This is a genomic window from Paenibacillus sp. FSL H7-0326, assembly GCF_001955535.1.
Classification (GTDB): domain Bacteria; phylum Bacillota; class Bacilli; order Paenibacillales; family Paenibacillaceae; genus Paenibacillus; species Paenibacillus shunpengii.
The window spans coordinates 69,975-84,051 of record NZ_MPVN01000008.1 but is presented as its reverse complement, the minus strand read 5'-3'; the positions used below and the strand labels follow the sequence as shown (position 1 = coordinate 84,051).

Below are 14,077 nucleotides of genomic sequence, written 5' to 3'. Positions count from 1 at the left end.
GGTATTATTTTTTCAGCTGGTCCGCAATCTGCTGATGTTCGCTTGATCCAACGACCTGCAAGGCCGATTCCTCCACCGGCTCATTCGTTAGTTCGTATTTGTATTTAAGAGTTAGAATCCGGAGCACCTTCCGATCAATATCTGCAGCCGAGAGCTCTCCCTTCCGCACAGCCTGTAAAAGCGTGTTATACGCCTTCTCCGCTTTGGCTGGTGTATGGCCGAACAGTACGATGTCAGCTCCCGCCTGAATTGCCATCAGTGCCGCCTCACCGGATCCATAATTTTGCTGAATTGCACCCATTTCTAGATCATCGGTAATGACAACCCCATCATATCCCATTTCCTCACGGAGCAGAGTACTGAGCATGACCTTAGACAAGGAAGCAGGCCGGAGTGAAGCATCGATCTTCGGATATTGAATGTGCGCAGCCATCATCATGTCTGCTCCAGCTTCTATTGCTGCCTGAAAAGGGACCAGCTCCAGCTCAGCAAGCTCTTCCTTCGTCTTCTGAACAACGGGCAAGCCAACGTGAGAATCCACCTTCGTATCTCCATGGCCCGGGAAATGCTTCACAGCCGGAATGACGCCGGCTTCCTGCATCCCTTTCATAGTGGCTATGCCGAGCTCGGAGACCGTTTCTGCCGAATCTCCAAACGAACGATCTCCTATCACCGTATTTTCCGGATTGCTGAAAATATCGAGTACAGGTGCAAAGTTGAGATTAAAACCGAACGCACCGAGCTCTTCTCCAATGACATTTCCGATTTGAGCAGATATTTCAGCATTTTTATACTTCCCTATCTGTTGATTCGATGGGAATTCTGTCTTCCCTTCAGGAAGCCTGGAGACACGTCCCCCTTCCTCATCCACAGAAATGAACATGGGCTGCTGTCCTTCTCCATTGCTCTTCTTGACTTCATTGATCAAGGCTTGAAGCTGCTTCTGATCGCGGATATTCGGCCCAAACAAGATGACACCGCCCAGTTGTCCATTACGAATTAATTTCTCTGCTTCCGTGTCCAGCTCTGTTCCAGGGAAACCGGATATAATCATTTGTCCGATCTTGTCCTCAATTGACAGGTTCGCGAGCTGCTCCATGGCCGCCTCCTGCGCAGGCAATAGATCATCATGCTCCGGCGTTATGGATGTTTGGCCATCCTCGGCATCCGATTCCGATTCGCTGCCAGCATCTGATGGTGACTCGGAGTCGGAATCCGCCCCTTCCTCATCAGGTCCGCGATCCGAGCCTGATCCTCCTCCAGCCTGTTCCTGTCCTTGCTCCTTCGGCGGATCTGGTAAAGAAGTACCTGTATCCGCTGCATTGCAAGAGGTGAGCAGGACGATTGCCAGCATTATTAAAATATAGTAAGCCAATTTTCTATATCCAAAGGATTCTTTTCTCAATCCGACTTCGCCCCATTCTCGCTTGAATACATTTCAGATTATTCATTTTAGTCACACCACTATACTACCCATCTATCAGCAAAAAGAAAAACCGCACCCATCAGCGGCTGTGTCCCTTACACTCATGTAACCGAGAACAAATTCATCTTATCGATGTCTCTGTTTCTCTATTAGGTAAGGGAACAACTACCACACAGGGTGCGGTTATGCTATGACTTGATATCTTATCCTTGCGGATTAAGCGCTTTGTGGAACTGCAATTTGTTCATGCCAACGATACGGTGCTCGCCAAGCACGGTTACAGGTACTGCACGAAGACCCATATCCCATACTTGCTGTGCAAATTCGTCGCTCTGTTCAATGTTGCGCTCTTCATACTCAATGCCGTTCTCTGTGAGATAGCTCTTCACCTGACGGCAATGTGGACAATTGGTAGAAGTATATACTATTGCTTTATCCATAATATTCACCTCGTAAGAAGAAATTTAAATTATAAGTTAAGCTAGAACTCTATTAGTTAGCAACCGCGCTATGCTCCAGGCTTTCGATGAACTTCTCAGCATCAATCGCTGCTTTACATCCGCTGCCTGCTGCTGTAATGGCTTGTCTATAACGTGTATCCTGTACGTCACCGCAAGCGAATACGCCAGGAACGTTCGTTTCGCTCGTTCCAGGATTCACTACGATATAACCATTGGAGTCGATCGTTACTTGACCGTTCAGGAAGCCTGTGTTCGGATTGTGACCAATCGCTACGAATACGCCGCTAACTTCAATCATCTCTTCTTCTCCAGTAGCATTGTTAAGAACTTTAACACCCTTAACTCCGCCTTCACCAGCAACAATCTCAACAGGTGTACGGTTAAGCGCCCACTCGATCTTCTCGTTGCTGCGTGCACGGTCCTGCATGATCTTCGATGCACGAAGCTCTTCACGACGATGTACCAGCGTTACTTTGGAAGCGAAACGAGTCAGGAAGTTTGCTTCTTCCAGAGCAGAGTCACCGCCGCCGATCACTACGATTTCTTTGCCACGGAAGAAGAAGCCGTCGCAAGTCGCGCAAGTGCTGACACCATAACCCACGTTCTCCTGCTCCCCAGGAATACCGAGATATTTAGCAGAAGCTCCTGTAGACAAGATAACGGTTTCGGACACGATCTCGCCCTGTCCCTCAACTTGAATCTTGAAAGGACGCTGAGCCATATCAATGCTGTTCACCCAACCTGTGCGGAATTCAGCACCGAAACGCTCGGCTTGTTTGCGCATATTATCCATAAGCTCTGGTCCCATAATACCTTCCGGGAAGCCAGGGAAATTCTCTACTTCAGTCGTCGTTGTCAATTGACCACCCGGTTCCGGGCCTTCAATAACAAGTGGACTCAGATTGGCACGAGCGAGATAAATCGCTGCTGTCAGACCCGCAGGGCCTGTACCGATAATGACTGATTTATACATTTAAATAACCTCCCGCTGCTATCCGTAAATTGCTGTAATATACATACTTTGAATGAACTAGTGTCAAGCAAACATACAATATGTATTAGAACCTGAAGCACAACATAAACTCAAAAAGAGTTGTCACCAGAAAAAGGATCATGAATAATGTATTGAATGGCTCCACCTGTTCAAGAAATCGTCAACTTTACGGAAATGGAATACATAATTTATAATAATTCTAATCTAGTCATCATTATGACCAATTTCAAAGTCGATGTCAATGCTCATTTGTCGGTTGATGTCACCTGAATAATAGATGTGCTGCATTAGAGGAGGGAGTATAAAACGTTATGGTTGAAGCATTAATAGGAAGTGTTATATCCGCTCTGTCTACAGGGCTTGGAGCCATCCCGATCTTGTTTATGCGCAAGGTCACACACCGGCTCCGGGACATCTTGCTGGCCTATGCGGCTGGAATTATGACCTCAGCTTCACTCTATAGTCTTATCCCGGAAGCACTGGGTCAATCTAATCTATTGGTCCTGTTTATCGGGATCCTTGCGGGCAGTATCGTTCTCTTGGTCCTGGAAATGTATATACCGCATATTGATCTGGAAAATCCAGAATCGCGTCCCTTCAATATTGAAGGCAAAGCGTTTCTTATCATTGCTGCAATTACGATGCACAACTTGCCTGAGGGCCTGTCTGTCGGCGTCAGCTATGCCAGTGGAGATGACAGCTTAGGCAATCTGATCGCGCTGTCGATCGGTCTGCAAAATGCACCGGAAGGCTTTCTCGTTGCCCTATTCCTCGTCAATCAAAATATAGGCCGGTTCAAAGCACTAGGTATTGCAACCTTAACGGGTGCAGTAGAAATTGTAACCAGCATTATCGGTTATTCGCTTAGTAGTGTCGTTGATGGACTTGTGCCTTATGGTCTTGCCTTCGCAGCCGGAGCCATGATGTTCATCGTATATAAGGAGCTTATTCCGGAAAGCCATGGAGACGGCAACCAGCGAGTGGCGACGATCTCTTTTATCCTGGGATTGATTACGATGATTACACTCACCGAGGTATTCTGACTCGACAGTAGTTCTTTCTCACAGAGCTTACGTTATATAGCAGCAAAAAGCGTCGCTTGCCCAAGGCTTAAAGCCTGCAGGAGCAAACGACGCTTTTATTATGGTGCTCGTGTCTATGTGATCCATTTACTTTAATAATCGAAGTCCATTGAGAATCACGAGAATTGTACTGCCCTCATGTCCGATCACACCGAGAGGAAGCGCTAACTCAGAAATGAAATTTCCTGCGATCAAAATGGTGATTACGCTAATGGCAAAGACGATGTTCTGCTTCACTACTCTTGCCGCACGTCTTGCCTGTGTGACACTCCAGGCGATCTCTTCAATGTTATCGTTCATCAGCACCACATCTGCGACCTCTATGGCCGTTCCGCTGCCCGACATTCCCATGCCCATTCCAACCGTTGCTGCAGCCAGTGCGGGTGCATCATTAACGCCGTCGCCAACCATGACGACATGGCCATATTGCTCACGCAGGGAGCGAACTCTCTCTACTTTTTGCTCTGGGAGCAGTCCGGCATAAACGAGATCAACTCCCGTTTCCTTCGCAATGACATCAGCGGTAGCTTGTCGATCGCCCGTCAGCATGGCTACCTTGATACCGAGCTCTTGCAGCCGTTTCACTGCCTTCACCGCTTGTGGACGAATCGTATCCCGCATCGCGATCAGACCCGCAATGTGATCTCCTTGCATAATGACGGAAACCGTCTTGCCCTCACGCTCAAGTTCTGACCTGCGCTGTATCCAAGCCGGATCCGCATCATTCTCATCCAGTACATCTGTTTTGCCTACCTTCCATAACTGGCCGGCAACTCTGCCCTTGATCCCCCAGCCCGTGATATTTTGGACATCGTCAGCTTGGATCAGCTGTGCTCCAGCTGCAATCGCCCTTGCTGCAATCGCCTCTGCCAGTGGATGTGTAGACTGACTTTCCACTGCCGCCGCGTGAGATAGAAGGGTCATCTCGTCATACCCGGCGGCAGCGATCAAATCAGTAACTTCCGGAACGCCTCTCGTCAAGGTCCCCGTCTTGTCAAAGGCTACCACAGCCGTCTTTGCCATATTCTCTACATGTGCTCCGCCCTTAAATAATAGCCCTCTTCTCGCACTGCTTGAGATCGAAGACAGCATAACGGGCATAATGGAAGCAACCAAAGCACAAGGAGAAGCAACAACCAGGAATACCATCGCCTTATAAAAAGCATCTCCCCAGGTGATACCAAACAGCAGCGGCATCGCTAGAACAAGAACAAGCGTAATCAAAACAACCAGTTTGGCATAAATCCCTTCAAATTTCTCGATGAACCGCTGAGAAGCCGGTACCTCGGATTGGGCCTCTTCTACCAATTTGATAATCTTCGAGAACAATGTATTATCGGCCGGCTGAGTCACTTCAATATATAAGGCCCCTTCACCGTTCATTGTGCCGGCATAAACCTCATCTCCTGCGCTCTTCTCCACTGGAATTGATTCTCCTGTAATGGAAGCCTGGTTCACGGCAGAGTAGCCCTTGTATACATTACCATCGGAGGGCATTATTTCGCCCGGCTTAACCAGCAGTAAATCTCCAGGCTGAAGCAGATCAATTGCGACCTGCTCCACTGTTCCATCCTTTAACCGAAGCGCTGTCTCTGGCTTTAACCCAATCAAGGAGGAGATATCTTTATGACTTCTTTCCGTACTATAGCTCTCAAGCGCACCACTGAGCGCAAAGATGAAGATGAGCATCGCCCCTTCATTCCAATATCCGATCGCCGCAGCTCCCATAGCTGCAGCGATCATGAGAAGGTTCACGTCCAAATCCTTCTCCTTGACGAGCGTCTCCACACCTTCCTTCGCTTTGGCCCAGCCTCCTATCGTATAAGCTGCAATATACAGCACGATCGAAACAAGCTCATAGCTTCCTGAGATCCCCCATGCTGCCAGCATCATGACCCCGCTGCCGAGAGCCGCCTGCATCTCCCGGTTCTTAAGCATCATCTTAAAATTCGGACCTCTTTTGCGTCCAGGACGCTGAGGTGAAAGCCCTTGTTCATCCACTTGTGCTGCAGTACTTATTCGCTGCTGAATAGCCTCCATATTCTTCACTATCCTTTCTTCTTGCTTGGTCTAATTGAGAATGAGAGCCATTGTTAATGGCCTTAAAATGACACATGCTGCTTCGGGAATCCCGAAGCAGCATGGTTTTTCGTAAAAATAGCATGGTGACATCATTGAGAATGATAATCATTTTTGCATTTATACAATTATTTTTGTTTTGTGCAACTTTTAATGTATTATATACCTGGCCCACAGAAATTGTAAATAGTAATGTTAGAAATTTCATTTGAGCATGAACAAGAGGAACAGAATCTGAATTGAGGTAATGTAAAAATAACCCCAAACCCTGTCAATAAGGGCTTGGGGTTCAAAGCAAGAGCTTCGTTTAGGATGGATTAGCTATGCTCAGATCTAACTGACTGGCTTCGATGGCCTGCTTCAGGTCAGCCAGTATATCCTTAATGTTCTCGGTTCCAATCGACAAGCGAAGCAGTTCTGGATTCACACCTGCTGCGATCTGCTCTTCTTCTGAGAGCTGCTGATGCGTCGTGCTTGCCGGATGGATGATAAGCGACTTGGAATCCCCTACATTCGCCAAGTGAGAGAACAGTTTAACATTCTCAATCAGCTTGCTGCCTGCAGCCGCTCCGCCTTTAATTCCGAAAGTCAGTATGGCCCCCTGACCCCGAGGCAGATACTTCTGTGCAAGGCTGTAAGACGGGTGGCTCGGAAGCCCCGCATAGCTCACCCATAGAACGTCCGGGTGCTGCTCTAGATATTTTGCAACTTCAAGTGCATTAGCACTGTGACGCTCAAGTCTTAAGTGCAGGGTCTCTAGTCCTTGCAGCAGCAACCATGAATTAAAAGGTGAAATCGCTGATCCGAGATCCCTCAGCAGCTGAACTCTAGCCTTAATTATATAGGCTTGGGGTCCAACAGCCTCAGTATATACAACCCCGTGATAACTTGGGTCTGGTTCTGTCAATCCTGGAAACCTGCCGCTTGCCTCCCAATCGAACTTACCGCTGTCGACAATCACGCCGCCGATTGAGGTTCCATGTCCGCCAATAAATTTGGTTGCTGAGTGGACGACAATATCTGCTCCATGCTCAATCGGACGCAGCAGATATGGACTGGGAAACGTATTATCTACAATTAGCGGAATTCCATGGTTATGGGCAATTGCAGCTACCGCTTCTATATCTAACACATTACCTTGTGGGTTGCCGATCGTCTCGGCATATATGGCTTTGGTCTTGTCTGTAATAGCCGATTCAAAGTTTGCCGGATCTTCCGAGTCAACGAATTTGACTGTAATTCCAAGCTTTGCAAGCGTCGAAGAGAATAAATTGTACGTGCCTCCGTACAGGCTTGAAGCTGACACAATTTCGTCTCCGCTTCCAGCGATATTCAAAATAGAAAAAGTAATGGCTGCTTGGCCCGAGGCTGTAGCGAGTGCCCCTACCCCGCCCTCAAGGGCAGCAATTCGCTGTTCAAATACGTCTGTGGTTGGGTTGTTAATTCGAGTATAGATGTTACCGAATTCTTGAAGAGAGAACAGTTTGGCCGCATGCTCACTGTCACGAAAGGCATACGAAGTTGTCTGGTACAAAGGAACAGCCCGCGATAACGTTGTTGGATCAATCTCCTGGCCAGCATGGACAGCAAGAGTCTCAAATGCGTAATCTTTTTGTTCATTAGACATATTTCTGTTTTCCTCCTCTTGAGCGGGGCAAAAGCACGCTTCTTTTTTACCATATTCTCTCATAATTTGTTAACTTTGAAAAGACTAATTCCTACTTTTCCTATAATAATTATTTATTATGATTTTACTAACAACGAACACCAAAAAAAAAGACCACAAACTCCCGCTTTAATCATTACGAGGGGATTGTAGTCTTTTTCTAATATAATAAGCATCCTCTATACTTGGAATTACTTTATGAAAAGATGTATTCAACTGGCCTGATTCGAACAGCCGAACCACATGCCCATCTGAATTTGTCCTTCGCGCAATGATACTGGCCTCAGGGATGTGAGCTAACTCTTTATCACTGACCTCTCCTTCGTACACTTCACCTGGCACACTCTGAATCCATTCACGAGCAGAGCCGTAGAAAGCAACCCTGCCGCAATCCAGCCATAGAACATAATCGGCACTTCGATCCCATTCCTGCAGCTCGTGAGAAGCTGCTACTACGGTGCGATGCTGAGCCAAATGGGACAAATATGCAATGGTTCTTCTACGAAAACCGGCATCAAGGCCGTTCATAGGCTCATCGAGCATTAGGAATCGGGGATTCGTGAGCATCGCTTGAGCAATATGAATTCTGCGGACAATGCCACTTGATAGTTTGCGAATCTTGACAGGAGCATAGTTCTCGAGGTCAAATTCCAATAGCAGCTTTCTAATCACTGCATCATCGTATATGCCTTTCAATTCTCCGAAATAACGCAGCTGATGATATACCGTCATACTCCCGTACAATTCCATGGAAGAAGGTACATATCCCATCCTGCTTCGAACAAGCAATAGATTATAACCTTCTGCGCTCTTGCCTTCATAGTGGATCTCACCCTTTTTCTGCACTTCGCTCACGGTAGTGAGAAGCTCTAGCAGCGTCGTCTTTCCCGCTCCGTTCTCTCCGACAAGCATAGTTAGTCCATTATGCAGAGTTAATGATTCAATATCCAATACAAAACTGCCCATTTGCTGCTGAATTTGACTTAGCGTAATCATACCTTCCTCGCCCCAGCTATAAGTGACCGGCTTCTGTAGTATGCAAATAAGATCAAGGCAACTCCGGCAACAAATACAAGGCTGTCGATCCATAACAAGATGATGGAACCGGGACTCTCCGTTATGGACAGCTGCTGCTGAACCACCAGCCATACTAGATAGACGACAGAAGAGCCTAGTATGGCTGCCTTCACTCCTTTGTAGAATAAAAGCGACATTGCTGTCCCGCCAGTTATTAATGTTACCCCCAGCCACATAAGGACAAAATGTCCGAAGTGGGATACATCGCCACCCACCGTCGCCACTCTCAAATAGACGATCACATTACTGACAAGCGCAAGCACAAGAACAGTTAGGAAGGTCAGCAGAACCCGGCTATATGCAATCAATGCCAGTGGGTAAGGCGTAATTCTCTCCACGGATCTTAACCCCCGATCGCCTGAACGCAGTGTAAACAGCATCGCCACCAGTAACAGCAGCGGTGTCGTTATGGAGTATATTGTCAAGCTTGAATTACCAGGGCGATAGGGGTCAATAAGGACGGCGAGCAGCATAAACAGAATTGCCCCTGTACCGAAGATCGCTGCTTGATTTCTACGCATCTGGCTTTTTAACAGATTTCGCAGAGAAGGCTTAGGAATAGAACCCTCTGCCCAAGCATCAGTGGACTGTTCACTTTGATGCTTCATTCGTTGGACTTCCGGATCACTGCTAAATGTTGTTATAAGTGCCTTGTTTTCTTTCAGAAGCTCAAACTCCCCTTGCAGCGAAGACAGAAGCATCAAGGTCTCTTCTTGAGAAGGGGGCGCAACATCCTTACGCGGAAGCACAGAACGAAGCTCCTTTTCCAGCATTTCGAGACCTGTATCAGCTTTTTGATTCATGGGCATACACCTCGTTTTCTGTAAACGTATCCGTCATCAGATTCGGCATCGACGCATAAAGCTCCGGCTTTTCCAATATTTTTACTTTTAGACGACGTAGACCTGCGTATAGACTGCTTTTTGCTGTACTTAGCGGAATATTCAGGAGCTCCGCAATATCCTGCAGCTTCATATCCTCATAGAAACGCAGAGTTATGACCTGCTGCTGCATCATTGTCAGTTCACCGAGCAGCATTCGGATCTCGTCAGCGGTCTCTCCCTTGAGATATTGTTCCTCCGCATTTACTTGAGGGTCCTCCTTGTCAGGCATCTGTTCTCCTGCTGCTCGTTCACGTACCGCGGCAGCACTCTTCCAGTAATCCCGGCAAAGATTCATCAATACACGATATAGCCAGGCTTTCACATGATCAAGACCGTCTTGTTCTCGCAGATGGCGAATCAGCTTAATGAACGTTTCCTGAACCAGATCCTTAGCCTTCTCTCGGTCTCCAACCAGCCTTGCAGCGTATAGAAGGAGAGGACCATGAAACCGGTTCACCAGCATTTCAAACGCCTCCTGATCTCCTTCGCTCATTTTTCGTGCCAATTGTTCATCCGTAAGCACAGCACCCCTCCTTCCAATGCTATAACAATTACTCTAGCTCCGATTCTTTGGTATATCGATGCCGGCGATTGATTACGAAGATACTTATAATCAAAAGGATCAACGACGCACCCACTAGCAACCCGCGATTAAGCACAAATGGCACCTCTCGCATGTCTAAATACGTTGTATAAAGAGTAAAATGGCGGAATATAGCACCCATCGTCATCGTATCAAGCAGCCACCAGGCAAAACCGAGCGCCAGGCCTCCATACAGTTTTTGGCTCAGCACCATCCCGAAGATCGTTATGGAGATCATGAACAGCATCGCCGGTAGGGGCTGAATGAGCAGCTCGATCATATGAACCGTGTCTGTTATTGCTTCGCCACCATCCCAAGGATACACTCGAGCTGACATCTGTCCGAATCTTAGTACATACAAGGTCATCCAGCCTGCTTGGGCAATCAGCATAAGAATGATGGCCAAGCCCCATTTTCTTATGGTCATTGCAGTCAGACTCATCGGATAGGAAGCGATGGTTTCCATACTCCCAGCTCCCCATTCACGCTGAAAGAACAGGATCGCTGCCATCGTACACAATAAGAAAGACAGCATTTCATTATATTGCATTGGATTTGGGGCAGCCCCATCCTCAAAGGTTCGGAACAGGATCGTGGTAAGCAGCAGCAGATATATGGCGACAACCAGCCAGAATGTTCCGCTGCGCATCCCCTTCAGCTCCATTCGCAGCCAAGATGTATAGCGATTATTCATCAGACATCACCTGGTCCCATACCTTATTCCACTGCTGCGGTGTAATAAAATCAGCTTCATTCGGCTTCACTGGCGGCACACTGAGATCCTGTTTATAAAAATGATGAAGCACCTGCTTCACTTGCTCTGTCTGTCCTGCTTCTATAGCTTGATCAACTTCGCTGATCATCTGAGCTGCCATATGATACAGATCACTGCTCAGCGCATCATATCTCATTAAGTAGTAAGACAGCATTGAGTTACTCATGGCCTCATGCTGCGGCTCATGCTCGTAGTCAAGGTAATAGACATACCAGCAGAGCATTCCAATCAGATGTCTGATATCAGCAGTCGTCTCTGTTAATTGATTGCGCTCACTCAGCCCAGCCAAAAGCATATCTGCACCGGCTTGATCACCAAATATCAGAGCATTCATCCAATTTCTGGCCGTAAAAGCGTCATAAGAAGAATTAAGATCATTATGAATATAGCTCGCATTTTGAATATCAGATAAGCTGCTCAGGTAGAGCTGATCACCATACATATACAACTGCTTATATTGCGGTTCAAGACTTGGAAGCCATGATTTGAAATAAGCAAACTGCTCTTCCACCAATGACATCACATGCAATACAGAACGCTGTGCAAAAGGAGTCGAGTACACTTTAAGTGGTACGACTGCACTTGTCGTCTCCGTAAACGACGCTCCGATGGCTGTCAGAGGTGACGTCACACGCCCCGCAATTACCTGATCCTCGTCAGCCGCCGCCAGATCCCCTGCTCCTGCCCTGCTCTTTAATTCCGTCTTGCCCAGTGTCGTATACATCTCGTTCTTAAAATTGCGGAAGGTAACCTGCATATTAACTGGTTCAACTTGCAGCTTATTAGCAAGGAGCAAAGTTCGATCCTCTTCCGTTGCACCCTTTCGGTATTCATAGATGCTCTGCTTGCCCGGTATAGGGTACCATCCGATCATACCGCCCAGATACGTATTTTCCCCCGAACTGAAAGAGTAATATACGTCAAAATTGCTGTTCGAAGGGATGACAAGCTTCCCTTGGTAACGAATCACAAGCTCATAGTCAGCCGGCTTCTTCGTATACTCTGGGACATGAACCGTTATCCAATCCCCCTCGCGAACATAGTTGACAGGCTCGTCATTAATATGCAGCTCTTTGATTACAAAAGCACGATTCAGTGTAAACTTCAGCGCATCAGCCTCTCTATCCACTGCCTTTGCTTCCAGCTGCATCACCGCATAGCCTTCAAGGATATCCTGTTCGTTCTGAGTGATGGAGAGGTCATATGAGGAAAGGGCAAAGATATTCTGATGCTCAGCACTTGACTCACCTTCCATTTGTACATTCGGGTCATGCAATATGGCTTGGATCTGGTTATTCTTCTCCGCCCATATAGACGAGTATGGGATGAACGCTGCGCTGCACACAGCGAGTACGCATACAGAAGCTATCCAGGACTTGGCCGTCTTTCGAACAGGACGCTTATAATTCAGAACAAGAATAGAAGCCGCAAGTAAGAGCATGGCAAACATAAGAACAAATACTCTCGAAGCATTCCTTTCATCGGCAAACAATGCTACACTCCAGGTCTGATACCATTTTCCGCTCTCGATGAACAGCTGGCTGAGATGAAATGTCTTCAGCAGATGCCAGCCATAGCGTTCCAGTACGAAGATTTCCATGAAAAAGGTGCCAAACATCCAGGCGCTGAACCCGATCAAATACACAGCCCGGTTACTGATGATGACGCCAAGCAGCATCCCGAGTGCGACCGTGACGGCATAGGACACTTCGTACTGTATAGTAAAATACAGCATGCGAGGCCAAACGATCTTTACTTCCAGCCCACTGATCTGCCCAGCGATGAGCATACTTGCAGCAATGAGGATCGTAAATATCGTTAAATAACTGAGAATGGCAGCATACTTGGCTGTAAGCTGGACAGCAGATGATATCGGATAGCTCTTCACCCACTCATATGCAAGTCTTGCCAGATCACGGCGTGCAAGCGATATACCCAGAAAAATCGCCACCCCAAGCGTCATCGTATGCCCGACTGATTGAATACGGTCTATGCTGTAATACAGATTTTGCATTGGATTCTTGAAGTTGAAATACATCACCAGCCAAAAAAATGCGGCATACACAATAGGCAGGGACATGAGTACGACCCTTCGGGACAATAAACGGCATTCCAGCACATACTGCTTCGCCCACTTATGCATGACGTTCTCTCCCAATCAGAGCAAGGTAGCCATCTTCAAGTGTTGGCTTAACCGCCACAGCCGCTGGATGCGGAGCGTCATCACTAATGATGCGGCAGGAGACTCCCTCTTCTAATCTTTGAGTCGATACGATCGCCATGGGGTTTATCTGGCGCAATTCCTCATCGTTCAGCACGGCCTGCCACACCTTGCCGTCACCAACATCAGCCAGATCGGACAAATTACCAGATAACACAAGCTGTCCTCTGGACAGTACGGCGATCTGCCTGCAATTACTTTCAATATCTGCAACGATATGTGTTGACAAGAGTACGATTCTCCCAACGCTGAACCGGGTGAGTATATTGCGAAATCGAACTCTTTCCTCCGGATCTAAACCAGCAGTTGGTTCATCAACGATCAGCATCTTAGGAGAACCCAACAGCGCTTGTGCAATCCCGAGACGTTGCCGCATGCCACCTGAATAAGTCCGCACCTTCTTGTCAGCCTTGTCGGTAAGATTCACCTGATCAAGTATGCGTTCAATCTCCTCCTGACGGGCCTTTGCAGCGTGGATCCCTTTCAATACGCCCACATAATCAAGAAACTCTCTGCCTGTAAGCTGTGGATACACACTGAAATGCTGCGGAAGGTAGCCGATCTGTCTGCGCACCTCCTCCGGCTGTGACAGTGGAACCCCGAAGATGCTTGCACTTCCTGATGTCGGTTTCTGTAATGTAGCCATAACTCTCAAAAAAGTCGTTTTGCCTGCACCGTTAGGTCCTAGCAGGCCGACCATGCCCTCGTTGAAGGTTAAGGTCACATCATCCAATGCCAGATGCCCTTTATATGATTTGGTTAAATTCTGAGTCGTGATCATATGTTTCGTTGTTCCCCATTCGTTATGGTATTTCCGCGCGGTTTCGAT

General features: G+C 47.4%; 12 protein-coding genes. 1 reads left to right on the top strand and 11 read right to left on the bottom strand.

The window, feature by feature from the left end; all coding sequences use genetic code 11:
• Positions 1–4: 4 nt before the first annotated feature.
• The 3 genes from nagZ to trxB all read right to left on the bottom strand — a co-directional run bounded on the left by nagZ (position 5) and on the right by trxB (position 2,860).
• Positions 5–1,405 (bottom strand): beta-N-acetylhexosaminidase, encoded by a 1,401-nt coding sequence (nagZ, locus tag BK126_RS25835; protein ID WP_083656225.1) that lies wholly within the window; start codon positions 1,403–1,405, stop codon positions 5–7.
• 224 nt (positions 1,406–1,629) lie between these two features.
• Positions 1,630–1,866, bottom strand: coding sequence for a glutaredoxin family protein (locus tag BK126_RS25830; RefSeq protein ID WP_047913722.1), 237 nt, complete (start codon positions 1,864–1,866; stop codon positions 1,630–1,632).
• A 52-nt stretch (positions 1,867–1,918) separates the two neighbouring features.
• Positions 1,919–2,860: a thioredoxin-disulfide reductase gene (gene trxB, locus BK126_RS25825; RefSeq protein ID WP_047913721.1), complete on the bottom strand. Its 942-nt coding sequence runs from the start codon at positions 2,858–2,860 to the stop codon at positions 1,919–1,921.
• Positions 2,861–3,192: 332 nt separating this feature from the next.
• On the opposite strand from trxB, the gene BK126_RS25820 reads away from it, so the two are divergent.
• The gene (locus BK126_RS25820) at positions 3,193–3,924 is read left to right on the top strand and encodes a ZIP family metal transporter (RefSeq protein WP_076315367.1); all 732 of its coding nucleotides are present in this window, start codon (positions 3,193–3,195) and stop codon (positions 3,922–3,924) included.
• A 126-nt stretch (positions 3,925–4,050) separates the two neighbouring features.
• Here BK126_RS25820 and BK126_RS25815 read toward each other — a convergent pair whose 3' ends face one another.
• The 8 genes from BK126_RS25815 to BK126_RS25780 form a co-directional block, all read right to left on the bottom strand.
• The gene (locus BK126_RS25815) at positions 4,051–6,003 is read right to left on the bottom strand and encodes a heavy metal translocating P-type ATPase (protein ID WP_076315366.1); all 1,953 of its coding nucleotides are present in this window, start codon (positions 6,001–6,003) and stop codon (positions 4,051–4,053) included.
• A gap of 346 nt (positions 6,004–6,349) precedes the next feature.
• Positions 6,350–7,732, bottom strand: coding sequence for a homocysteine synthase (locus BK126_RS25810; RefSeq protein WP_256703047.1), 1,383 nt, complete (start codon positions 7,730–7,732; stop codon positions 6,350–6,352).
• Positions 7,733–7,837: 105 nt separating this feature from the next.
• Positions 7,838–8,704: an ATP-binding cassette domain-containing protein gene (locus tag BK126_RS25805; protein WP_076315364.1), complete on the bottom strand. Its 867-nt coding sequence runs from the start codon at positions 8,702–8,704 to the stop codon at positions 7,838–7,840.
• Positions 8,701–9,588 carry a hypothetical protein gene (locus BK126_RS29560; protein WP_076315363.1) on the bottom strand — a complete coding sequence of 296 codons (888 nt, stop codon included), beginning with the start codon at positions 9,586–9,588 and terminating at the stop codon, positions 8,701–8,703. Before BK126_RS29560 ends, BK126_RS25805 begins: the two co-directional genes overlap by 4 nt.
• Positions 9,572–10,192, bottom strand: a complete 621-nt coding sequence (locus BK126_RS25795) for an RNA polymerase sigma factor (protein ID WP_076315362.1) — start codon at positions 10,190–10,192, stop codon at positions 9,572–9,574. The genes BK126_RS29560 and BK126_RS25795 overlap by 17 nt, the downstream gene beginning before the upstream one ends.
• A 28-nt stretch (positions 10,193–10,220) precedes the next feature.
• Positions 10,221–10,946, bottom strand: a complete 726-nt coding sequence (locus BK126_RS25790; RefSeq protein ID WP_076315361.1) for a hypothetical protein — start codon at positions 10,944–10,946, stop codon at positions 10,221–10,223.
• The gene (locus tag BK126_RS25785) at positions 10,939–13,170 is read right to left on the bottom strand and encodes an ABC transporter permease (RefSeq protein ID WP_076315360.1); all 2,232 of its coding nucleotides are present in this window, start codon (positions 13,168–13,170) and stop codon (positions 10,939–10,941) included. Before BK126_RS25785 ends, BK126_RS25790 begins: the two co-directional genes overlap by 8 nt.
• Positions 13,163–14,029 carry an ABC transporter ATP-binding protein gene (locus BK126_RS25780; RefSeq protein ID WP_076315359.1) on the bottom strand — a complete coding sequence of 289 codons (867 nt, stop codon included), beginning with the start codon at positions 14,027–14,029 and terminating at the stop codon, positions 13,163–13,165. The genes BK126_RS25785 and BK126_RS25780 overlap by 8 nt, the downstream gene beginning before the upstream one ends.
• Positions 14,030–14,077: the final 48 nt, after the last annotated feature.

What these genes read in the sequence shown, in the direction of transcription:
- BK126_RS25830 (WP_047913722.1), bottom strand. Translation starts at nt 1,866, where the DNA reads ATGGATAAAGCAATAGTATATACTTCTACCAATTGTCCACATTGCCGT.
- trxB (WP_047913721.1), bottom strand. Translation starts at nt 2,860, where the DNA reads ATGTATAAATCAGTCATTATCGGTACAGGCCCTGCGGGTCTGACAGCA.
- BK126_RS25820 (WP_076315367.1), top strand. Translation starts at nt 3,193, where the DNA reads ATGGTTGAAGCATTAATAGGAAGTGTTATATCCGCTCTGTCTACAGGG.
- BK126_RS25815 (WP_076315366.1), bottom strand. Translation starts at nt 6,003, where the DNA reads ATGGAGGCTATTCAGCAGCGAATAAGTACTGCAGCACAAGTGGATGAA.
- BK126_RS25810 (WP_256703047.1), bottom strand. Translation starts at nt 7,732, where the DNA reads ATGAGAGAATATGGTAAAAAAGAAGCGTGCTTTTGCCCCGCTCAAGAG.
- BK126_RS25805 (WP_076315364.1), bottom strand. Translation starts at nt 8,704, where the DNA reads ATGATTACGCTAAGTCAAATTCAGCAGCAAATGGGCAGTTTTGTATTG.
- BK126_RS29560 (WP_076315363.1), bottom strand. Translation starts at nt 9,588, where the DNA reads ATGAATCAAAAAGCTGATACAGGTCTCGAAATGCTGGAAAAGGAGCTT.
- BK126_RS25790 (WP_076315361.1), bottom strand. Translation starts at nt 10,946, where the DNA reads ATGAATAATCGCTATACATCTTGGCTGCGAATGGAGCTGAAGGGGATG.
- BK126_RS25785 (WP_076315360.1), bottom strand. Translation starts at nt 13,170, where the DNA reads ATGCATAAGTGGGCGAAGCAGTATGTGCTGGAATGCCGTTTATTGTCC.
- BK126_RS25780 (WP_076315359.1), bottom strand. Translation starts at nt 14,029, where the DNA reads ATGATCACGACTCAGAATTTAACCAAATCATATAAAGGGCATCTGGCA.